This window comes from Micromonospora sp. GCM10011541, assembly GCF_042650725.1.
Lineage (GTDB): Bacteria > Actinomycetota > Actinomycetes > Mycobacteriales > Micromonosporaceae > Micromonospora > Micromonospora sicca.
Genome location: NZ_JBHSBP010000101.1, coordinates 25,272 through 44,930 on the forward strand (window position 1 = coordinate 25,272; position 19,659 = coordinate 44,930).

The window sequence follows — 19,659 nt, forward strand, 5'->3', positions numbered from 1 at the left end:
CCTGACACTTCGTCAGCACGACCGCGCACCGGATGTCACTGTGCTGGCTCCCGGGGCGGGCCGGCGGGCCTAGACTGCCGCCGGCGGGACCGGTGGACCGCGCCGGCAATGGGGCCGTCGCGGCGCCGAGCAGTCGGGGGTGGGCAGCCCCGAAGAGAGGTGTCTGCATCGTGAAGGTCGGAATCCCACGCGAGGTCAAGAACCACGAGTACCGCGTGGCGATCACGCCCGCGGGCGTCAACGAGTTCACCCGCCACGGTCACGAGGTCTTCGTCGAGTCCGGCGCCGGGGTCGGCTCGAGCATCAGCGACGACGAGTTCGCCGCCGCCGGCGCCAAGATCCTCGCCACCGCCGACGAGGTGTGGGACGCCGCCGAGCTGGTGCTCAAGGTCAAGGAGCCGATCGCCGAGGAGTACCACCGGATGCGCGAGGGGCAGGTGCTCTTCACCTACCTGCACCTGGCCGCCTCGAAGGAGTGCACCGACGCGCTGATCGACCGCAAGGTCACCGGCATCGCGTACGAGACGGTCGAGCTGCCCGACCGCTCGCTGCCGCTGCTCGCCCCGATGTCCGAGGTGGCCGGCCGGCTCGCCCCGCAGGTGGGCGCCTTCTACATGATGCGCACCGGCGGCGGGCGCGGTGTCCTGCCGGGCGGCGTCTCCGGCGTCTACGCGGCCAAGACCGTGGTCATCGGCGCCGGCGTCTCCGGCATGAACGCCGCCGCCATCGCGCTGGGCCTGCAGTCCGAGGTGCTGCTGCTGGACAAGAACGTCGCCCGGCTGCGCCAGGCCGACGCGATCTACCGGGGCCACCTGCAGACCGTCGCCTCCAACGCGTACGAGATCGAGCGGGCCGTGGTGGACGCGGACCTGGTCATCGGCGCGGTGCTGGTGCCGGGTGCCAAGGCGCCGAAGCTCATCTCCAACGAGCTGGTCTCCCGGATGAAGCCGGGCAGTGTGCTCGTCGACATCGCCATCGACCAGGGCGGCTGCTTCGAGGACTCGCGTCCCACCACGCACGCCGACCCGGTCTACAAGGTGCACGAGTCGATCTTCTACTGCGTGGCGAACATGCCCGGCGCGGTGCCGAACACCAGCACCCACGCGCTGACCAACGTCACCCTGCCGTACGCCCTGGAGCTGGCCAACCACGGCTGGCGCGAGGCGCTGCGCCGCGACCCGGCCCTCGCCCTGGGCCTGAACACCCACCAGGGTCAGGTCGTCTACGGCCCGGTCGCCGAGGCGCACGGGATGGCCACCCTGCCGCTGGCGGACGTGCTGGCCTGAGGGGCGACGGGCTGACCGCGACATCGGCCGGGGCCGGCACGGGTGTGGAGCCCGCGCCGGCCCTGCGCCGTGCCGTGCGCGGCTACCTCGACCACCTCACCGTCGAGCGGGGGCTGTCGGCGAACACGCTCTCGTCGTACCGCCGGGATCTCGACCGCTACCTGGCCACGCTCGCCGCGGCCGGGGTGACCGACCTGGCCGCGGTCGGCGCGACCCAGGTCGAGGCCCACCTGGCCCGGCTGCGCGCCGGGGACGACGAGCACCCGCCGCTCGCGGTGTCGTCGGCGGCCCGGGCGGCCAGCGCGGTGCGCGGCCTGCACCGCTTCGCGCTGCGCGAGGGGATGGCCGCCGCCGACCCCAGCCGGGACGTGCGCCCGCCGACGCCGCCGCGCCGGCTGCCAAGGGCGCTGCCGGTCGACGACGTGGTCCGGCTGCTGGAGACCGCCGGCGCGGCGACCGCCACCGGCGACCAGGCGCCGCTCGCGCTGCGCGACCGGGCGCTGCTGGAGTTCCTGTACGGCACCGGGGCGCGCATCTCCGAGGCCGTCGGCCTGGTCGTGGACGACCTGGACACCGACGACGGCGCGGTGGTGCTGCGCGGCAAGGGCGGCCGGACCCGCCTCGTCCCGATCGGCGGGTACGCGGTCGAGGCGTTGCGCGCCTGGCTGGTCCGGGGCCGTCCGGCGCTGGTCGCCGCCGGCCGGGGCACCCCGGCGGTCTTCGTCAACGCCCGCGGCGGCGCGCTGTCCCGGCAGGGCGCCTGGACCATCCTGCGCCGCGCCGCCGAGCGCGCCGGCCTGCCGGTGGACGGTGCGGGCGCGGTCTCCCCGCACACCCTGCGCCACTCGTACGCCACCCACCTGCTCGACGGCGGCGCCGACGTGCGGGTGGTGCAGGAGTTGCTCGGCCATGCCTCGGTGACCACCACCCAGGTGTACACGTTGGTCACTGTGGAGCGGCTGCGCGAGGTGTACGCCACCGCGCACCCGCGCGCCCGCGGGTGAGTCGGCCCCGACCGTCCTGACCGGCCGGTGCGTCCGACACGCCGACCGGGTACCGAACGCGCTGCTGGCGCGTGGCGTACAGTCGGCATCGGCGCGGACCTCCTGGGGCGACGAACCGGGGTGCGCAGCGGCGCCGCGAAGGACGTCGGACGGCTCCGACGCCGGGTGGTCGTCGGGAGGGGGCAACGAGGACATGGCTGGCAACGGTGACCGTGCCGACGCCTGGACGTCGGAGCTCCGCGAGCAGCAGGCGTCGCTCGGCGCGGACCTCGGTCCGGCCGACCCGGCCGCGTACACGATGCGCAAGCCCATCCCGGAGCCCATGCCGACGGACCGGCACGGCCCGGCGCGGATCATCGCGATGGCCAACCAGAAGGGCGGCGTCGGCAAGACCACGACGACCATCAACCTGGGCGCCGCGCTCGCCGAGTACGGCCGCAAGGTGCTGCTGGTCGACTTCGACCCGCAGGGCGCCCTGTCGGTCGGCCTGGGGGTCAACCCGCACAACCTCGACCTGTCGGTCTACAACCTCCTCATGCAGGACGACGTCACCGCCGAGGACGTCCTGATCAAGACCGACGTGGCCGGCCTGCACCTGCTGCCCGCCAACATCGACCTCTCCGCCGCCGAGATCCAGCTGGTCAACGAGGTCGCCCGCGAGATGGCGCTGGCGCGCGTGCTGCGCACCGTCCGCAAGGAGTACGACTTCATCCTGATCGACTGCCAGCCCTCGCTGGGCCTGCTGGCGATCAACGCGCTGACCGTCGCGCACGGCGTGCTCATCCCGCTGGAGTGCGAGTTCTTCAGCCTGCGCGGCGTGGCGCTGCTGCTGGACACCATCGACAAGGTCCGCGAGCGCCTCAACTTCGACCTGGAGCTCGAGGGCATCCTCGCCACCATGTACGACAGCCGCACCACGCACTGCCGCCAGGTGCTCCAGCGGGTGGTGGAGGCCTTCGGCGACAAGGTCTACCAGACGGTGATCACCAAGACCGTCAAGTTCCCCGAGTCGACCGTCGCCGGCGCCCCGATCACCACGCTCGACCCGGCGTCGTCCGGCGCGCGCAACTACCGGCAGCTGGCCCGTGAGGTGATCGCCGCCCAGACGGACCGGTAGTCGGGGGTGCACCAGGTCACCGGCCCGTCCGGCCCGTCCACTACGGTCGTCGGGTGACCGCACCGCCCCTCGACCCACCCGCCGCGCCGCCCGGCGCCGCCGACCCGGCGGTCGCCGCCGAGCCGGCCGCGGAGGTCGACGGTGTGCTGCCCGCCGGGGACGCCCCCGAGACCAGCGGGTTCACCGTCCGGCTGGCCAACTTCACCGGCCCGTTCGACCTGCTGCTCCAGCTCATCAGCAAGCACAAGCTCGACGTCACCGAGGTGGCGCTGCACAAGGTCACCGACGAGTTCATCGCCTACATCCGGGCGATGGGCGACCAGTGGGACCTGGACGAGACGAGCGAGTTCCTGCTGATCGCGGCCACCCTGCTCGACCTCAAGGCGGCCCGGCTGCTGCCCGCCGCCGAGGTGGAGGACGAGGAGGACCTCGCCCTGCTGGAGGCGCGGGACCTGCTCTTCGCCCGGCTGCTGCAGTACAAGGCGTACAAGGAGGCCGCGGCGCACATCGCCGAGCTGGAGGCCGTCGGCGGCCGCCGCTACCCCCGCGCGGTCACCCTGGAGCCCCGGTACGCCGAGGCGCTGCCCGACCTGGTGCTCGGCATCGGCCCGGAGCGGCTGCTCAAGCTGGCGCTGAAGGCGATGACCCCGAGGCCGGTGCCCGAGGTGTCCATCGCGCACGTGCACATGGTCCGGGTCAGTGTCCGTGAGCACGCCGGGATCCTCGCCGAACGGCTGCGCCGCGCCGGCATCGCCACCTTCTCGCTGCTCTGCGCCGACTGCGAGATCACCCTGGAGGTGGTGGCCCGCTTCCTCGCCCTGCTGGAGCTCTACCGGGAGGGCCTGGTCGCCTTCGTCCAGGAGCAGGCCCTGGAGGAGCTGACCGTCCGCTGGACCGGCCCCAGCGAGGGCGACACCGAGCTGCACATCGACGAGTACGCGGGTTCCCCGGAGCCGGCGGAGGCCGCCCCGCCGCCCGGCGACGGTGATGCGGGCGGGTCCGCGCGGGCCGTGGCCGGCGACGGCGGGGTGCCCGCGCCGCGGCCGGGGGAGCCGGGCGACGAGACGCGAACGACGGAGGAGGGAGCGCGATGAGCGACGAGGAGGGCCGGGACACCCTGGCCGACCAGGCCGCCGCCTGGGTCCCCCCGTGGGAACGCCCCGCCCCGCCCCGCCCCACCCCCTCCCCGGACTCGCGCGAGGACGAGCCGTCCCCGCAGCAGCCCGAATCCGGCGACATGCCGGAAGAGCCGGCCGACCCCGCGCCGGCAGCGAGCGCTGACCAGGTTCCGTCGGCGGTCGACGGTGACCCGACCGGACCGGCCGGCGTCGCCGCCGATTCGGCCGGAAAGCCGGCGGAGCACGTCGACTCGGTGGGGGAGCCGGCGGAGCAGGCCGACTCGGCGGACGAGGCCGCGGCGCAGGTGGAGCCGGGGGAGCGGGGCGCCGCCGCGGGCGTACCGAAGAAGCAGCCGGCGGGGCGGCGGCGGGCGACGCCCGCGCCGGAGCCGGCGCCCGAGCTGGACGACGCCGAGCTGCGCGGCGCGCTGGAGGCGATCCTGCTGGTGGTGGACGAGCCGGCCAGCGAACTCACCCTCGCCGAGGTGCTGGAGCAGCCGGCCGAGCGGATCGGCCCGATGCTGGACGAGATCGCCGCCGGCTACACCGCGGCCGGGCACGGTTTCGAGCTGCGCCGGGCGGCGGGTGGCTGGCGTCTCTACACCCGCCCGGAATACGCGACCTACGTCGAACGGTTTGTGCTGGACGGGCAGTCGGTACGACTGACCCAGGCCGCGCTGGAGACACTTGCCGTGATCGCCTACAAGCAGCCGGTCACGCGGTCGCGGATCTCCGCCATCCGCGGTGTGAACTGCGACGGGGTGATCCGTACGCTGGTCTCCCGCGGCCTGGTCGAGGAGTGCGGCACCGAACCCGACAGCGGGGCGTTCCTGTACCGGACGACCACGATGTTCCTGGAGAAGCTCGGGCTGAACTCGGTGCACGACCTGCCGCCGCTCGCCCCGTTCCTCCCCGACGACGTAGAAGAGCTTGCCGATGCCACGCGATGACCGCACCATCCGTACCGACGCGCCCGAGGGCGAGCGCCTGCAGAAGGTGATGGCCGCCGCCGGCGTGGGCTCCCGCCGCGCCTGCGAGGACCTGATCTTCCGGCGCCGGGTGACCGTCGACGGGCGGGTCGCGAAGCTCGGCGACAAGGTCGACCCGGCCACCGCCGTGATCCACGTCGACGGCGAGCGTCTCGTCGTCGACACCCGGCTGGTCTACCTGGCCATGAACAAGCCCCGCGGGGTGGTCTCCACCATGGCGGACGAGAAGGGGCGCACCGCGCTCGCCGACTTCCTCGGCAACCGCGTGGAGCAGCGGGTCTACCACGTCGGGCGGCTCGACGCGGACAGCGAGGGGCTGCTGCTGCTCACCAACGACGGCACCCTCGCCCACCGGCTGATGCACCCGTCGTACGGGGTGTCGAAGACGTACCTGTGCGAGGTGGCCGGGCCGATCCCGCGCAACCTGGGCAAGCGGCTGATGGCCGGAGTGGAGCTGGAGGACGGCCCGGTGACGGTTGAGTCCTTCAAGGTGGTGGACACGCTGGGCAAAACCGCCCAGGTGGAGCTGACCCTGCACGAGGGACGCAAACACATCGTCCGGCGGCTGCTGGCCGAGGTGGGGCACCCGGTGGCCCGGCTGGTGCGTACCTCGATCGGGCCGATCCGGCTGGGTGACCTGCGCGCCGGGCGGACCCGCCGGCTGACCAACGCCGAGGTCGCCGCGCTGTTCAAGGCCGTCGGCGACTGACCGGAGCCGTTCCGGGTACCGCTGAGGGTAGGCTTCCTCGCGGCCGAGGTGGACCGCGCGTGTCGCGGGTCGCGCCCGGCGGCGTCGCGCGCGTGCCCGGACGGCATCGCGGGCATCATTGACGAAGGACAACCGCTCAACGGCGCCGGAAGAACCGGCGACCCGCGAGGTACGGGCTGAGGAGGAACACGGTGGGGGAGAACGAACGGACCGGGCGGTGCGTGGTCGCTGTGGACGGGCCATCCGGTTCGGGTAAGTCCACCGTCTCGCGGCGGCTCGCCGTCAGCCTGGACGCCCGCTACCTGGACACCGGCGCGATGTACCGGGCGCTCACCTGGACGGTGCTGCGCTCCGGGGTCGACCTGACCGACGCGGAGTCGGTGGCCAAGGTCGCCGGCGAGGTGGACCTGCGCATCGGCACCGACCCCCAGGGGTACGGCGTGACCGCCGACGGCGTGAACATCGACAAGGAGATCCGCGGGCCGGAGGTGACCGGTTCGGTCTCCGCGGTGGCCGCGGTGCCGGCGGTCCGGGAGATGCTCGTCGCCCGGCAGCGGCAGATCATCGCCAACGCCCGCCGGATCGTGGTCGAGGGCCGCGACATCGGCTCGGTGGTGGCGCCCGACGCCGACCTGAAGGTCTACCTGACCGCCTCCGAGGCGGCCCGCGCCCAGCGGCGCAGCGCCGAGGACGCCGCCGACGTGGCGGCCACCGCCGCCGACCTGGCCCGCCGCGACAAGCTCGACTCGACCCGCAAGATCAACCCGTTGCAGCAGGCCCCGGACGCGGTGGTGCTGGACACCACCGAGCTGGGCATCGACGAGGTCGTCGCCCGGCTGCGCCAGCTGCTCATCGAACGGGGTGTGGCATGACCGACGACAGCACTGGTTGGGTGGAGCTGCGCGAGCCGGACCTCGACACCGAGGAGCCGTCCGGCCCGCAGCCCGTGGTGGCCGTGGTCGGCCGCCCGAACGTGGGCAAGTCGACGCTGGTCAACCGCCTCATCGGCCGCCGCCAGGCGGTCGTCGAGGACATCCCCGGGGTGACCCGGGACCGGGTGCCGTACGACGCCCAGTGGAATGGTCGGGCCTTCACGGTGGTGGACACCGGTGGTTGGGAGCCCGACGCCAAGGACCGGGCCGCGGCGATCGCCGCGCAGGCCGAGACGGCCGTCGCCACCGCCGACGTGGTGCTCTTCGTGGTCGACGCGATGGTCGGTTCGACCGATGTGGACGAGGCCGCGGTGAAGATGCTGCGGCGCAGCGCCAAGCCGGTCATCCTGGTGGCGAACAAGACCGACAACACGGCCATCGAGATGGAGGCGACCGCGCTCTGGTCGCTCGGCCTCGGTGAACCGTTCCCGGTCTCCGCGCTGCACGGCCGGGGCTCGGGTGACCTGCTCGACGCCATTCTTGAGGCGCTGCCCGAGGCGCCGAAGATCGTCGAGAACCGGCCGCGCGGTCCCCGCCGGGTGGCCCTCGTCGGCCGGCCCAACGTCGGCAAGTCCAGCCTGCTCAACCGCTTCTCCGGTGAGCTGCGCGCGGTCGTCGACTCGGTCGCCGGCACCACCGTCGACCCGGTCGACAGCCTGGCGGAGATCGGCGGCGAGACCTGGCAGCTGGTGGACACCGCCGGGCTGCGCAAGCGGGTCAGCAAGGCCAGCGGCACCGAGTACTACGCCAGTCTGCGGACCGCCGGGGCGATCGAGGCGGCCGAGGTCGCGGTGGTGTTGCTCGACGCCAGCGAGCCGATCAGCGAGCAGGACCAGCGGATCCTCTCCATGGTCACCGAGGCCGGCCGGGCCCTGGTCATCGCCTTCAACAAGTGGGACCTGGTCGACGCCGACCGCCGGTACTACCTGGACAAGGAGATCGAGCGGGAGCTGCGCCGAATCCCCTGGGCGATCCGGCTGAACCTGTCCGCCATGACCGGCCGGGCCGTGGACAAGCTCGCCCCGGCGCTGCGCAAGGCCCTGGCCAGCTGGGAGACCCGGGTGCCGACCGCGCAGCTCAACCAGTGGCTCACCGCGCTGGTCCAGGCCACCCCGCACCCGGTGCGCGGCGGCCGGGCCCCGAAGATCCTCTTCGCCACCCAGGCAGGGGTCGCGCCGCCGCGGTTCGTGCTCTTCACCACCGCGCCGCTGGACGCCGGTTACCAGCGCTTCGTCGAGCGCAAGCTCCGCGAGGAGTTCGGCTTCGAGGGCAGTCCGGTGGAGATCTCGGTACGCCCGCGCAAGAAGCTCGGCCCGGGCGGCCGCGGCAAGGCCCACGGCTGACCGTACGTCCGAACGCCGGGCGGCCCCCGCGCCGCCCGGCGTTTCCGCTACCCGCACCAACCTCCTAGGACGCTCTAGAGGATGTGCGGGTGGGGCCGGCGGCGCGGGAGGGGGCGTGCGCGCTTCCGGAAGATCCTGCGCTAAACTGAACCGGCTGTCGCGGGGGAAACCGCGCGGGGGCATCGGGACGTGGCGCAGCTTGGTAGCGCACTTGACTGGGGGTCAAGGGGTCGTCGGTTCGAATCCGGCCGTCCCGACGCAGGTCAGAGGCCATTCGGGATCTTCCGGATGGCCTTTTCTGATCTTGTACAGCAGCGAAGTACGGCAACGGCTCATTGAGTCGTCGCCATCTTCGACCATGCCGGTCGAAGGCTCTGGCATCGCGCTCGCGTTACTCATGCTGTTCTCGGGCGGGAGTGTGCGGTCTTGATCAGCCGTCATGTCATCGGTCGAGGCTGTCATGCCGGCGACGGCGTCCACGAGGGTCGGCAGCCAGGTCTGCGTTGTATGTAGTGTGCGGAAGTGACAAGAAGCGAGCGACTCGCGGACCAGCTGGACCGGCACTGGCACAAAAATCTACGGCCGCGGCTGCACGGTCTTGCCGATGAGGAGTACTTCTGGGAGCCGGTGCGCGGCTGCTGGAGCATCCGCCCACGTGGCACGTCGGCAGCACCGATGTCGGTAGGTTCGGGGGAATGGACGATGGACTTCGCGTCCCCTGACCCGGTGCCGGCGCCGGTGACCACGATTGCCTGGCGGCTGGCGCACATCATCGTCTCCTGCCTGGGCTATCGGGTCGGATGGCACTTCGGCGGCCAGGACGTCGACTCGCAGACATTCGCCTACGCGGGGACCGCTGACGAGGCGCTGAAACAGCTCGATGAGATGTATGGGAGATGGAACGCGGGGGTCCGCGAGCTCTCAGACGCTGACTTGGAGAATCCGCCCACGGTGGGTCCCGAGCGGTTTCCCGTGGAGGGCATCGTCCTGCACGTCAACAGGGAGCTGATCCATCACGGTGCCGAGATTTCCCTGCTGCGCGACCTCTACCGCTGGCAGGATTGATCGAGGCTCTCGCCGAGCTTCCGCAGGGCTTCTCGCGTGGCCTTGGACGAGACCTGGCTGTAGATCTCCATCGTGATCGAGAAGTCTGCGTGTCTCAGGATCGCCATCGCGATCCGGGGATGCACGTCCAGGTCGACCAGGAGCGAACCGCAGGTGCGCCGGGCGTCGTGGACCGTGATCTTCGGGACGCCGGCGTTGGCGATGCGGCTGTCGTAGGAGCGGTTGAAGTTCCGCGGCTCGACCGGCAGCCCGTAGCGGGTCGTGAAGATCATGCCGGTGTCGTGCCACGCCTCGCCCGCCTTCTCTTTGGCCGTCTCCTGTTGCCGGTAGCGGTGCCGCAGGGCGGTGACGCAAATGGCCGGCAAGGGTAGGGGAGCGTCGGACTCCTCGGTCTTGGTGGCCCGGTGCAGAAGCTGGCCGCGTACTCGTTGGAGCTGCTTGTCGATGACGAGGCTGATGTCGTGGTCGTCGCGGCAGTGCTCGCACAACTCCTCCCCGTGCGGGACGCAGGGCTTGTCCCAGCCGTCCCACTCGATGCGGTCCCAGGTGAGCCCGAGTACTTCGCCCTTGCGCAGGCCGAGCACCAGGACCAAGACGTAGGCGGCGTAGAGGTAGTCGTCGCCGTCGCGGGACGATTCCAGGAAGGCGCGAGCTTCCTCGCTGCTCCACGACTTTCCCTTGCGGGCGCGGATCGGCGGCAGCTTGACGAGTGCGGCGACGTTCTTGGCAAGCAGTTCCTCCACGACGGCTTGGGAAAGGGCGGAGCGGAGAACAGCGCGGATTCCCTTGACCGTCCGGCCCGAGGGGAGATCCTGGCAGCACCGGCCGACCGCGCAGCACTTCCGGTTCTTCGGTGGCCGGCGTTCGTCCTTGCCCTGCGCGCAGCACTGGCAGGTCTTGGCGACCTTGTTGAGCCAGGTCTGTACCTCCCGCACGGACAGACGGCCATCGAGCCGCTTGGCGCCCAGGCCGGGCACGATGTAGAGGCGCGTCAGCGTCTCGTAGGTGGCGTAGGTCAGCGGGGCAAGGTTCGGCTCCACGATCTCGGCGAGCCAGTACGTCATGTAGTTCGCGACCGTGGGGACGTTCGTGGCGACCGGTCCCGCCTTGGCTTGCTGGTGCAGCCGGACCCACTCGTCGTGGACCTCCTCCCGCGTCTTGCCGTAGACGTATTTGCGGGCGCGTTTGCCGTCGGGCTTGGTGACCCAGACGTAGGCGGCGAAGCCGTTCCGGTACGGGAAGATCGAGCCTTCGCCGTTGGCGCGTTTGCCGGGCATCAGGCCGCCTCCTCCCGGTCGATCTGCGCTTGGATGTACTCATCGATCCATTCCGGCAGGATGCGTCGGTACTGGCCGTCCTTGATCGACCGCAGTTCCCCAGTGGCAATCTTCATCTTCACTTTCGACAGGCCATAGCCGAGGATCGCGGCGACCTCGGCGGGGGAGTGCCACTTCGGCACGATCGGGGCCGGGCTCCTGTTCATGTGGTGCCTCCTTCGGTTGTTGAGGGGGTGTGGTTGCGGCGGTTGCTGCTGTCGTCGGGGCGGGTGCTGCCGTAAATGCCGGGACCGGGGCTGGTGCTCGTGTCCGCTGTGGAGTTGTCAAGGAACGGGCTCACGGGGCCGTTGACACGTACGTGTCAAGCGGCCAGGGATCGGGTGGCGGTGCGCTGCTGCGCCAGTTCGTCGGCCAGGGCGTCGAGGCCGGCGAGGTGTCGGGCGCGGGCCATGGCGGCGGCGGTGTTGGCCAGGAGGGCGTCGCCGGTGGTGATCCAGCCGGTGGCGTGGTAGCCGAGTTCGTAGATGACCTGTTCGGCTTGTTCGTCGTCCCAGGTGTGGCGGTGGCCTTCGGTGCGCCGCCAGATGGTGCGCTGCATGCGGATGAAGCCGAGAGTGGCGGAGAAGGCGCGGCTCTTGGTGGTGATGTGGCCGCCGTAGCCGAACTGGTGCGCCCACCGGCGCAGCCGGGTGTAATCGGGGTGCTCGCCGAGGTCCCAGCAGGCGCGGATGAGCCGCCCGAGGTGGGTGCGCGGGTCGCCGTGGACGTCGGCGGAGAGGCCGTCGACGCGGCGCAGGCTGAGGCCGGTGACTTCGGTGCTCTTGGTGACGTACTTGGCGATGTAGCCGGTGATCTGGGCGAGGTTGACCTCACCGCCGGGAGCGTTGACGTGCTTGAGGTCCAAGCCCTTGTCGCCCCACGCGATGTGCCAGCCCTGCCCGCCATTGGCCGGGTGGGGCGCGGAGGTGTAGGCCGTCTTGACGAAGGCGGCCCGGGCGGCTTCCTCGAACATGTCCCGGGTGATCTGACGGGGTGGGGGGACGATCGCGCCGGGGCAGTCGGGGTTGTGGCCGTCGAGGCGGATCAGGGCGTGGTAGTGGATGACGCCGCGTACCTGGAATTCGTAGACCTTGATGTAGCGGCGGCGCAGCTCCACACCGTGGGCGCGGCCGAGGCGGCGGAGTTCCCGGTCGACCTGTTGGATGGTGCGGCGCCACAGTTCCGGTGCTTCGTGGTTCCACACGACTTGGGCGGTGTGGTCGTAGCAGTCCAGGCACAGCGGTTGCCCGAGCTGCCCGTCACCGGCCTTGTGTCGCTGTCCGCAGCGCAGGTCGACGCCGTGGGGGCAGGTGCGGCCGAACGGGTGGCAGGCGGAGGCGCGGCAGGTGCAGCCGTCCTTGCGGCGGCAGTCCGCGGCGTGGACCTTCACGACCCGGTGGTGCACGGGGCCGAAGGAGGGGGCGGTGGCGGTGAGGAAGATGGCGATGTGCTCGTGCAGGGGCGGCAGGCCCCACCGGTCGCCTTGGAGCCCGGCCTTGATGAGGTGGTAGGTGTCGCGGCGGTAGACCTCGGCGCAGGAGGGGCAGACGGCGGCGCGGCGGTTGCCGCACGGGGTGTAGATCGCGCCGTCGGGCATGTCCTCGGTGTCGATGGTGGCCATGCGGTTGCCGTCGCGGTCGTTGACGTGGATCTGCCCGGCGAGGCGGATCGGGTGCTTGCACGCCGACGCGGCGCGGACGTGGCCGAGCCAGTCCGGGTAGTCGGGGTCCTGAGCGCGGGCGCGACCGGAGGCGACGGTGCGGGGGTCATGCCCTCGTACCCAGCCGTCGTCGACGGGGCGGGTGGAGGTGGGTGCAGCCCAGGGCCAGTAGCCGGCGTCGGGCTCGGCGGAGGCTCCCGTACCCGGGACCGTGGTGGTCCCGGGTGCGAGAGGCAGCGTCGAGGAGGTCACGCGGTGGCTCCCACGGCAGTGCCGTTGTGCTGGTGGTCGTTGAGGGTCGGTTGGTTGGTGAGGGCCGTCAGGAGGTCGGCGGCCGTGTGGGTGGGTACGCGCAGCCGGACGGCGAGCTGGCCCGGGTTGATCGGTTCACCGTGGGCCTGCTCATGCGCGGCGGCGACGAGCCGGGCGTTGGACAGCAGCGCGGGCGGCAGACCGGCGGTCACCGGTTGCGCCGCCACAGGTGCCGGGGTCGGGTCCATGTCGGCGGTGTCCGGGGTGGGCTCGACCGTCGTCGGGGTGTCGGTGTCCTCGCCCGGGGTGGGCGGGTTGACGGGTTCGATGGGGCGCAGATCGGTGTCGGTGTCGGGTGCGGGGTTGGTGGCCGGGGCCGCGGCGGCCGGGCGGACCAGCGGCAAGGCCGGGATGTCGGGTGACGGGGCCTCGGCGGTGGTGGCCGGCGCAGGTGCCGGGACGAGTTCGGTGGGCCGGGTGGTGCGGTTTCCGGTGGCGAGGAGCGCGGAGGTGGCCATGAGCATCAGGCCATCCACGGCGAGGGGACCGAACCAGACGACGAGGGTTTCCTCGTTGTAGTGGTCGAGCAGTCCGGACAGGTGCCTGTAGGACACGAACGCGGCGACCAGGGCGACGGGCGGTAGCCCGACCCAGCGCAGCACGTTCCAGCCCCAGCCCGTCGGCCAGGGCGTGCGAGCAAGGATCTCGATGGCGATGAACAGGAACAGCGGCCACACGACCGCGGAGACCACCGCTCCCGGCTCCGGGCTCCAGTCGGCCGGAGCGTTCTTCGGGGCGATGAACGAGTGGGCGATGTTGGCGGCGACGGAGACAGCGCCGCCGGAGAACGCGCCGATGTAGGCGTAGACGCGGCCGTTCTTCTTGGTGGTGGTCATGACGCCGCCTTGGGGTCGGTGGCGCGTTGCTCGGCGTGTATGCCGGTGAGTCCGGCGCGGATTGCCTCGCAGGTGGCGCAGGGGTCGCCGTGACCGGCGGTGCAGTCGGTGAGGTGGGCGTCGTGGATGATGCGGATGGACTCGGCGTAGTAGCCGGACAGGAACGATTCGAAGGCGAGCGGGCCGCGCTCGGCGAAGTCACCGGCGATCGTGGTGACGGCGTAGTCGTCGGGAGTCATGCGCTGCTGGGCGGCGACGTTGACGGGTGAGTCGGTCATCGGGCACCTCCTGAGGTGCAGTCGAGGCATGCGCCGGTGCGGCGGGGGATGTAGTAGGGCTTGACCTGGCCGCAATCGGGGCAGGTGCGCCGCGTGGTGAGCGCCTTGTCGATGGCCGCGCGCTGGGCGGCGGTGGCGGTGCGCTTGGGTCGGGCGAGGTCGAGGCGGTAGAGGTAGGCGACGCGCTTGCCGCGACGCCACATGAGTTGCGCGGCGGGGTCCTGGCCGCCGGGGCGCAGCTGTCGTGCGCGGAGCTGGCGGCGGGTGAGCAGCCCGTCGGGAGCGAGTTTGAAGGGGTACGTCGGCAGGCCGTAGCGCTCGCCGGTCGGGTCGTAGAACACCATCGGGTCGTCGGCCTCCCGGTCGGCGTCGTCCTGGTCGTGGTCGTCGTCGCCGGCGGAGGCGCCGGTGGTGAAGGTGGGGTGCTCGTAGGTGTCGCGGTCGACGTCCTCGGGCAGGAACGCGGCGCCGCAGACGGCGCAGACGATCGGGCCTTCCTCGAAGGCCGTGGTGGAGATGCGCAGCTTGCGGGGGCACTCGCACTCGCACGAGACGCCGTTGTTGTTATTCGTGCGCTGCTTGCCGTCCCCGGTGGGTTCGGGGTGGCGGTAGAAGCGCAGCGCGTCAGTGAGGTCGGTGATGACGGCCCGGTAGCGGGCGCGGGTGATGTCGGTGAGGGTGCAGGGGGAGTAGCCGAGCTTGTCGTCCTTGGTCGTGGACATACCGAGCTCCGCCGCGAGGGCTGAGAACTTCTTGTTGTGCCAGCGGCCCTGCCGGGAGGTGTCCTGAACGCCGCGGACGTCGGCCAGGGCGTGGGTGGCCTCGTGCAGCAGGGTGGTGAAAACGGCTTCGGGTTCGCGGGACAGGCCCTCGCCGGAGATGAGGATTTCGGGGAGTTGGGTGTCGCCGTGCTGCCAGCGCAGGGCGGCGAAGTGGCCCCACTTCATGCCCTGAGTGGGCTTGGTGGGGGAGCCGGAGCCGACGACGAGGACGGCCGCCTGGACCTCGGGGTGCTGGTGACGGATGGCCGCCCAGGCGGCTTCAAGGGTGCGGAGCAGGGCGGCGGTGGAGATGTCGTCTTGACACGTACGTGTCAGGTCGGGGGTGTGGGCGGCGGTGCTCATGCGGCCCTCCGGATGGTGTGCTTGCGGTAGGCGATGGCGGCGGCGCACAGCGCCTCGGTGACCTCGGCCGCCGTGCGGCCGGGCAGGGTTTCCCAGGCGAAGACCGGGGCGTGGAGTCCGGCGTGGCCGACGGCGATGAGGTAGGTGTTGAACCACTCGACGGCGGCGCTGTAGGTGTGCCGGTCGGCGTCGGTGACGCCGGTGAGGTACCAGCGGGGCCCGCCGAACACGGCGGCCCGGATCGCGCCGAGGACCGACGCGGGGTAGGTGCCGGTGCGGTGGCAGGCGCACTTCGCGGTGCACCCGTCGTGGGTGTCGTAGAGGCCGGCCGGGGTCCAGCCGTAGCGGCCCAAGTAGAGGGCGGCGCGGTCGAGAACGGCGTGGACGTTGCCGGTGGGCAGGGCGGCGACGTTGCTCATCGGGCACCGAGCCAGGCAAGGAAGCCGTTGAGGGTCGGGAGCTGCTCGTTGCTGTACGCGTGCTCGGCGTAGCTTTCGAGGTCGTCCTCGGTGGCGTGGTCCCAGTCGTAGTTGTCGGCGGCGGCAAGGAGGGTCGCGATGACCTGCTCGGCGGTCTGACCGGGCCGGTCGTTCCAGGACAGGGGACAGGTCGGGTCGTCGTCCTCGGTCTCCCGAGGCTGCGGCTCGTTCAGGTCGAGGAAGTCGGAGAGGGCGTCGAGAGCGCGGGTGTAGTCGCGCGCGCCGGGCTTGGACTTGACGTCGTGCGGAAGCCAGATGCAGCGGCCGTGAGCGGCCATGCCGATGGCACCGGCAGCGCAGGCGGGCGGGAACGGGGTGTCGTGGGTGACGCGGTAGTAGACGCCTTGCGTCCAGCCGTGCAGTTCGAGGTAGCGGGCGGCGCAGCGCAGGATGTCGGCCGGAGTCAGGTCGGCCAGCGCGCCGGGGTGGGGCTGTTTTTGGGTAGGGTTCATGGCGGCCACGTCCTTTCGTGGGCGGTGGTTGGTGGCCGACGGGCCGGGTTCGCTTTCTCAGGGCAGGTCCCGGTTCGTCGGCCGTTCCTCTATCGGTGGTGCAGGTGGAGCCGGAGGAACACCCGCTGCCGGTTGTCGTGCGGTCCGGCGGCGGTGGGTGCGGAGCGGAAGACGAGCACACCCGCGTGGCGGGCGATGGCGGTCAGTGCGGCGATGTCCTCGCCGGTGCCGACGAGCACCAGGTCCAGGACCCGGGTCGGGACAGCGGTCCGGGTGCTCATGCCGCCACCGTCGTTTCGGTGGCGGGGGTGTCGGTGCGGGTGTGGCGGCGGGTCCAGGCGGCGTAGTCGGCGACGCGGATGATGTCGGCGTCGGTCATGTAGGCGGCCTTGACCAGGGCGGGGATGCCGCCTTCGGAGATGAGGTAGCCGGCGCCCTGGTTGTTGGGGTCGATGGTGTTGGAGGAGTAGCCGCGGGCGGCCCAGCCGTGCCCGAGCACGATGTCGGAGGAGACGTCGGTGGTGCAGCGGCCGGCGAACCGCCACGCGAACAGGTCCCGCAGGCTGGTGGGGATGATGTCCGAGGACGGGCGCTGAGTCGCGGCGGCGATGATGATGCCGACGGCGCGGCCACGGGCGACGATGTCGCGCAGAAGCGCGGCGAACAGCTTCTGCGTCTTCTCGTCGCCTGCGGGTGGCGGAGAAGTAGGCGATCTCGTCGCAGGCGACGAGGATCTGCCCGAACACGTCGTTGCGGCCGATCTTCCGGCGACGCCGGGCCTTGAGGAAGGCGTAGCGGTTGTCCATGACCGTCTGCACCCGGCGCAGGGTGCGGATGGCGTGCTCGATGTCGGGGCCGACGAACACGTCGCAGGCCTCCTCCCACAGCCCGAGCTCGACCTGCTTGCCATCCAGCAGGCACAGCCGCACATCCGGGCACAGCGCCGCGTGGCCGACGATGGTGTTCAGCAGCGAGGACTTGCCCGCGCCGGGCTCACCGCCGATGAGGATGTTGCGGTAGATCATCGGCAGGTAGACGGCCTGGCCGAACTCGTCGATGCCGAGGAACACCGGGTCGAAGATGGACAGGCCCGCGCCGACCGGCACCGTGTCGACCGGGGTGGCGGGTAGTTCGATGGTGTCCGTGAGGTCCATGGCGGGCTCCCGGGGATCGGTTGACACGTACATGTCAAGCAAGGGCGGGGGAGGGAGAGGCGCGTACGCTCGACCCGTCAGGGGTGCTCGGTCCGCGCCGTCCCGGTGGTCAGGCGTAGTCGGAGGGGTCGAACCCGTTCGGGCTCGTGCCGGTGGTGGGGGTGTTGCGCGGGCGGCGCGGCCGAGGCGTCTCGGCGGTGAGGGTGGCCGGGGTGTCCGGCACGTCGGGCAGGTCGAGGCCGACCGGCGGCATGCCCGGGGAGGTCGGAGCGTTGGCCGGCACGTCGGTCGGGACGTGATCCGGCAGCGGGGAGACGATCGTTGCCGCGAGGGGTTCGCGGCGGGTGATATCCAGGCGGATCAGCGCCGCGTAGCGGCGGGAGGCGCGCATGACGCGGACCTCGTTGGCCCAGCACGCCACGGCGAGCTTCTGCACCTGGCCGTCCTGCTCCAGATCCCGAAGCGACAGGCCGGGGCGCAGCCACACCCACACCCGTTCACCGGCCGGGGTCGGCTTCGCGGGAAGGATCAGCGGCAGCGAACCGGAGCGGTTCGTGGCGATGAACGCGGCGAAGCACAGCCGCAGCCGGTGCCGCACCACGAGGCACCAGATGAACGCCATGACGCGGCGGCGGACCGGGCCGATCGCGGCCGGTAGGCCGACGACCAGGGCGACGACGAGCAGCGATCCCCACAGCGGAGTCGACTGCATCAGCGCGTTCCAGCCGTAGACGGCGGCCAGTCCGAGCAGGATCTCCGGCAGCCAGTGCCAGAAGACGCGCAGGACCGGCCACGCCACGATCAGCGCGAACACCACCGCGCCGCAGGCGGCGCCGATGAGGCCGCCGAGCAGGGCGCCCACGATGGGGTGCAGGTAGTGCGAGGCGACGGTGGCGGCCAGGAGGCCGACGACGCCGAGATTGACCCAGAAGGCGATGGTGGCCCGGCGACGGTAGGAACGGGCGACCGGAGCTTCGATGACGGTGACGGTGCCCCCACGGTTCGACCAGCCGAACGGGGACCTCTGGCTAGACTTGGACACGACAAGTCCTCCCAACACGGGACCGGAATTGTTGACAGGACGCGGGCTCGCAGACGACGCCAATCACCAGCGAGCCCGTGTCCACCACTTCTGTTGGAGCAGATGACACGCCCGCCGCTACGCCGCGGCGGTGTCCAGCGGCGTCAGGCCCGAGGCCCGGAACGCCACACCCGAACGGACCTTCCCGTCCCGGTCGTTGACCCAGGGCAGCGCCTCCAGGTCCACCGGCTGCACCGGCTGACGAACGGTCACCGGCGGCATCACCGGGTTGACCACCGTCACGTTGATGACCTCCGCGCTCCCCTCGACGAGGGCGTAGAGGTGCACGGTCCACATCGGGTTCTTCGTCTCCCGGTCGAACTTCTGCTGACCGTTCTGGTCCAGCTTCGGCACCGGGTTCACCGACACCTCGTACGACACCCGCGAGGTGTCCAGCAGCAGACGTCCCATGACTGACTCCTTCAACTCGTGAGCTGGCCCCGCATCGGTGGGCCAGATACGTCCTCCCTGGACGGCAGCTCTTGTGGAATCAGGGTGCGTCGATCGGTAGTGAAGAGTTCACCACGCGCTATGGACGACTAGGGACGTCCTTGCTACGGTGAGTCGTCCCTCTCAGTCGTCCCCGGTCGAGGATGGAGGAGTCACGATGCCGAATGATCGGCTGCGCAGCGGCTTGCTGAAGAAGGGTCTAACGCCGGCCAATCTCGCAGACCAGCTCGGCGTCGATCCGAAGACCGTCGAGCGGTGGATCACGCAGAACCGCAACCCGTATCCGCGCTACCGCAACTCCATCGCGGAGCTGCTGGACGAGAGCGAGTCGTACCTGTGGCCGGATGCTTTGCCGACGCAGCGAGCCGTGCAAGTCAGCCAGTCCGAGGTCGTCCACATCTACCCGCGCCGCGGGGCGGTGCCGACGGACCTCTGGCAGCAGCTCCTGGAGAAGGCCACCCGGCAGGTCGGCGTGCTTGTCTATGGCGGGCTGTTCCTGCCGGAGTTCAACCATCGATGGGTGCCGACGCTGCGAGACAAGGCGTTGGCCGGCGCCCAGGTCGAGCTGCTGTTCGGCGACCCGGAGGGTAAGAACATCACTGAGCGTGGCGACGACGAGGGCATCGGCGAAGCCATGTCGAGCAAGATCCTGAATGCCCTGGCCTTCTACAAGGACCTACGAGACCTGGACAACGTCGGGATCTACTACCACGACACGATCCTCTACAACTCTATCTACCGCTTCGACGACGAGATGCTGGTCAACACCCACCTCTACGGCACACCAGCCGCCTACGCCCCGGTACTGCACCTGCGCCGGCTCGGCGGCGGCGACCTCTTCGACAGCTACGTCGCCAGCTTCAACCGAGTCCTCGGGAAGAAGCGGGCCGTCTGGCCTGACTGTGAGCATGGCGGGGTCGGTTCAGCAGTGGTGAGCTGACAGTTGGCAGCGGT

At 71.0% G+C, this 19,659-nt stretch carries 22 protein-coding genes, 1 tRNA gene and 1 pseudogene; 11 read left to right on the forward strand and 13 right to left on the reverse strand.

Going from position 1 to position 19,659, the window contains the following annotated elements; translation table 11 throughout:
• Window positions 1–170 precede the first annotated feature (170 nt).
• The 9 genes from ald (at window position 171) to ACFOYX_RS33970 (ending at window position 8,755) form a co-directional block, all read left to right on the forward strand.
• Window positions 171–1,286: an alanine dehydrogenase gene (gene ald / locus ACFOYX_RS33930; RefSeq protein ID WP_322443395.1), complete on the forward strand. Its 1,116-nt coding sequence runs from the start codon at window positions 171–173 to the stop codon at window positions 1,284–1,286.
• 11 nt (window positions 1,287–1,297) lie between these two features.
• Complete coding sequence (locus ACFOYX_RS33935) at window positions 1,298–2,290, forward strand: site-specific tyrosine recombinase XerD (RefSeq protein WP_377534731.1); 993 nt, start codon at window positions 1,298–1,300, stop codon at window positions 2,288–2,290.
• A gap of 193 nt (window positions 2,291–2,483) precedes the next feature.
• A complete protein-coding gene (locus tag ACFOYX_RS33940; protein WP_109804356.1) occupies window positions 2,484–3,407 on the forward strand; it encodes a ParA family protein in 924 nt (307 codons plus the stop codon).
• Between the two features lie 53 nt (window positions 3,408–3,460).
• Complete coding sequence (locus ACFOYX_RS33945) at window positions 3,461–4,501, forward strand: segregation/condensation protein A (RefSeq protein ID WP_322443398.1); 1,041 nt, start codon at window positions 3,461–3,463, stop codon at window positions 4,499–4,501.
• On the forward strand, window positions 4,498–5,475 hold the full coding sequence (gene scpB / locus ACFOYX_RS33950) for an SMC-Scp complex subunit ScpB (RefSeq protein ID WP_377534726.1): 978 nt from the start codon (window positions 4,498–4,500) through the stop codon (window positions 5,473–5,475). The genes ACFOYX_RS33945 and scpB overlap by 4 nt, the downstream gene beginning before the upstream one ends.
• Window positions 5,462–6,223: a pseudouridine synthase gene (locus ACFOYX_RS33955; RefSeq protein ID WP_109805725.1), complete on the forward strand. Its 762-nt coding sequence runs from the start codon at window positions 5,462–5,464 to the stop codon at window positions 6,221–6,223. Before scpB ends, ACFOYX_RS33955 begins: the two co-directional genes overlap by 14 nt.
• A gap of 191 nt (window positions 6,224–6,414) precedes the next feature.
• Window positions 6,415–7,095: a (d)CMP kinase gene (gene cmk, locus ACFOYX_RS33960; protein WP_322443400.1), complete on the forward strand. Its 681-nt coding sequence runs from the start codon at window positions 6,415–6,417 to the stop codon at window positions 7,093–7,095.
• Window positions 7,092–8,498: a ribosome biogenesis GTPase Der gene (der, locus tag ACFOYX_RS33965; protein WP_322443401.1), complete on the forward strand. Its 1,407-nt coding sequence runs from the start codon at window positions 7,092–7,094 to the stop codon at window positions 8,496–8,498. The genes cmk and der overlap by 4 nt, the downstream gene beginning before the upstream one ends.
• Window positions 8,499–8,681: 183 nt before the next feature.
• Window positions 8,682–8,755: transfer RNA gene (locus ACFOYX_RS33970), tRNA-Pro, on the forward strand.
• Here ACFOYX_RS33970 and ACFOYX_RS33975 read toward each other — a convergent pair.
• Window positions 8,721–9,062: a hypothetical protein gene (locus tag ACFOYX_RS33975; RefSeq protein ID WP_377534735.1), complete on the reverse strand. Its 342-nt coding sequence runs from the start codon at window positions 9,060–9,062 to the stop codon at window positions 8,721–8,723. The two genes, ACFOYX_RS33970 and ACFOYX_RS33975, sit on opposite strands and share 35 nt — an antisense overlap.
• Here ACFOYX_RS33975 and ACFOYX_RS33980 point away from each other — a divergent pair.
• The gene (locus ACFOYX_RS33980; protein WP_322443403.1) at window positions 9,021–9,563 is read left to right on the forward strand and encodes a DinB family protein; all 543 of its coding nucleotides are present in this window, start codon (window positions 9,021–9,023) and stop codon (window positions 9,561–9,563) included. The genes ACFOYX_RS33975 and ACFOYX_RS33980 overlap by 42 nt on opposite strands.
• Here the strand turns inward: ACFOYX_RS33980 and ACFOYX_RS33985 are convergent.
• The 12 genes and pseudogenes from ACFOYX_RS33985 to ACFOYX_RS34040 form a co-directional block, all read right to left on the reverse strand.
• Window positions 9,545–10,840: a tyrosine-type recombinase/integrase gene (locus ACFOYX_RS33985; RefSeq protein ID WP_322443404.1), complete on the reverse strand. Its 1,296-nt coding sequence runs from the start codon at window positions 10,838–10,840 to the stop codon at window positions 9,545–9,547. The two genes, ACFOYX_RS33980 and ACFOYX_RS33985, sit on opposite strands and share 19 nt — an antisense overlap.
• Window positions 10,840–11,046 carry a helix-turn-helix domain-containing protein gene (locus tag ACFOYX_RS33990; protein ID WP_322443405.1) on the reverse strand — a complete coding sequence of 69 codons (207 nt, stop codon included), beginning with the start codon at window positions 11,044–11,046 and terminating at the stop codon, window positions 10,840–10,842. Before ACFOYX_RS33990 ends, ACFOYX_RS33985 begins: the two co-directional genes overlap by 1 nt.
• A gap of 155 nt (window positions 11,047–11,201) precedes the next feature.
• Window positions 11,202–12,791 (reverse strand): replication initiator, encoded by a 1,590-nt coding sequence (locus tag ACFOYX_RS33995; RefSeq protein ID WP_322443406.1) that lies wholly within the window; start codon window positions 12,789–12,791, stop codon window positions 11,202–11,204.
• A complete protein-coding gene (locus tag ACFOYX_RS34000; protein WP_322443407.1) occupies window positions 12,788–13,687 on the reverse strand; it encodes a hypothetical protein in 900 nt (299 codons plus the stop codon). Before ACFOYX_RS34000 ends, ACFOYX_RS33995 begins: the two co-directional genes overlap by 4 nt.
• Window positions 13,684–13,965: a hypothetical protein gene (locus ACFOYX_RS34005; RefSeq protein WP_322443408.1), complete on the reverse strand. Its 282-nt coding sequence runs from the start codon at window positions 13,963–13,965 to the stop codon at window positions 13,684–13,686. The genes ACFOYX_RS34000 and ACFOYX_RS34005 overlap by 4 nt, the downstream gene beginning before the upstream one ends.
• A complete protein-coding gene (locus tag ACFOYX_RS34010) occupies window positions 13,962–14,309 on the reverse strand; it encodes an RRQRL motif-containing zinc-binding protein (RefSeq protein ID WP_322443416.1) in 348 nt (115 codons plus the stop codon). Before ACFOYX_RS34010 ends, ACFOYX_RS34005 begins: the two co-directional genes overlap by 4 nt.
• A 776-nt stretch (window positions 14,310–15,085) precedes the next feature.
• Window positions 15,086–15,508, reverse strand: a complete 423-nt coding sequence (locus ACFOYX_RS34015) for a hypothetical protein (protein WP_322443409.1) — start codon at window positions 15,506–15,508, stop codon at window positions 15,086–15,088.
• The gene (locus ACFOYX_RS34020) at window positions 15,505–16,020 is read right to left on the reverse strand and encodes a hypothetical protein (RefSeq protein WP_322443410.1); all 516 of its coding nucleotides are present in this window, start codon (window positions 16,018–16,020) and stop codon (window positions 15,505–15,507) included. The genes ACFOYX_RS34015 and ACFOYX_RS34020 overlap by 4 nt, the downstream gene beginning before the upstream one ends.
• Before the next feature lie 89 nt (window positions 16,021–16,109).
• Window positions 16,110–16,301 carry a hypothetical protein gene (locus ACFOYX_RS34025; protein ID WP_322443411.1) on the reverse strand — a complete coding sequence of 64 codons (192 nt, stop codon included), beginning with the start codon at window positions 16,299–16,301 and terminating at the stop codon, window positions 16,110–16,112.
• A pseudogene (locus tag ACFOYX_RS34030) lies at window positions 16,298–17,174 on the reverse strand (FtsK/SpoIIIE domain-containing protein). The gene ACFOYX_RS34025 and the pseudogene ACFOYX_RS34030 overlap by 4 nt, the downstream one beginning before the upstream one ends.
• A gap of 109 nt (window positions 17,175–17,283) precedes the next feature.
• Window positions 17,284–18,216, reverse strand: coding sequence for a hypothetical protein (locus tag ACFOYX_RS34035; protein ID WP_322443412.1), 933 nt, complete (start codon window positions 18,214–18,216; stop codon window positions 17,284–17,286).
• Window positions 18,217–18,333: 117 nt separating this feature from the next.
• Complete coding sequence (locus ACFOYX_RS34040) at window positions 18,334–18,666, reverse strand: hypothetical protein (protein WP_322443413.1); 333 nt, start codon at window positions 18,664–18,666, stop codon at window positions 18,334–18,336.
• A 196-nt stretch (window positions 18,667–18,862) separates the two neighbouring features.
• Here ACFOYX_RS34040 and ACFOYX_RS34045 point away from each other — a divergent pair, with 196 nt between their 5' ends.
• On the forward strand, window positions 18,863–19,645 hold the full coding sequence (locus ACFOYX_RS34045) for a helix-turn-helix transcriptional regulator (RefSeq protein ID WP_322443414.1): 783 nt from the start codon (window positions 18,863–18,865) through the stop codon (window positions 19,643–19,645).
• The last annotated feature ends 14 nt before the right edge of the window (window positions 19,646–19,659 follow it).

What these genes read in the sequence shown, in the direction of transcription:
- ACFOYX_RS33940 (WP_109804356.1), top strand. Translation starts at nt 2,484, where the DNA reads ATGGCTGGCAACGGTGACCGTGCCGACGCCTGGACGTCGGAGCTCCGC.
- scpB (WP_377534726.1), top strand. Translation starts at nt 4,498, where the DNA reads ATGAGCGACGAGGAGGGCCGGGACACCCTGGCCGACCAGGCCGCCGCC.
- ACFOYX_RS33955 (WP_109805725.1), top strand. Translation starts at nt 5,462, where the DNA reads ATGCCACGCGATGACCGCACCATCCGTACCGACGCGCCCGAGGGCGAG.
- der (WP_322443401.1), top strand. Translation starts at nt 7,092, where the DNA reads ATGACCGACGACAGCACTGGTTGGGTGGAGCTGCGCGAGCCGGACCTC.
- ACFOYX_RS33985 (WP_322443404.1), bottom strand. Translation starts at nt 10,840, where the DNA reads ATGCCCGGCAAACGCGCCAACGGCGAAGGCTCGATCTTCCCGTACCGG.
- ACFOYX_RS33990 (WP_322443405.1), bottom strand. Translation starts at nt 11,046, where the DNA reads ATGAACAGGAGCCCGGCCCCGATCGTGCCGAAGTGGCACTCCCCCGCC.
- ACFOYX_RS34000 (WP_322443407.1), bottom strand. Translation starts at nt 13,687, where the DNA reads ATGACCACCACCAAGAAGAACGGCCGCGTCTACGCCTACATCGGCGCG.
- ACFOYX_RS34005 (WP_322443408.1), bottom strand. Translation starts at nt 13,965, where the DNA reads ATGACCGACTCACCCGTCAACGTCGCCGCCCAGCAGCGCATGACTCCC.
- ACFOYX_RS34010 (WP_322443416.1), bottom strand. Translation starts at nt 14,309, where the DNA reads ATGGTGTTCTACGACCCGACCGGCGAGCGCTACGGCCTGCCGACGTAC.
- ACFOYX_RS34015 (WP_322443409.1), bottom strand. Translation starts at nt 15,508, where the DNA reads ATGAGCAACGTCGCCGCCCTGCCCACCGGCAACGTCCACGCCGTTCTC.
- ACFOYX_RS34020 (WP_322443410.1), bottom strand. Translation starts at nt 16,020, where the DNA reads ATGAACCCTACCCAAAAACAGCCCCACCCCGGCGCGCTGGCCGACCTG.
- ACFOYX_RS34025 (WP_322443411.1), bottom strand. Translation starts at nt 16,301, where the DNA reads ATGAGCACCCGGACCGCTGTCCCGACCCGGGTCCTGGACCTGGTGCTC.
- ACFOYX_RS34040 (WP_322443413.1), bottom strand. Translation starts at nt 18,666, where the DNA reads ATGGGACGTCTGCTGCTGGACACCTCGCGGGTGTCGTACGAGGTGTCG.
- ACFOYX_RS34045 (WP_322443414.1), top strand. Translation starts at nt 18,863, where the DNA reads ATGCCGAATGATCGGCTGCGCAGCGGCTTGCTGAAGAAGGGTCTAACG.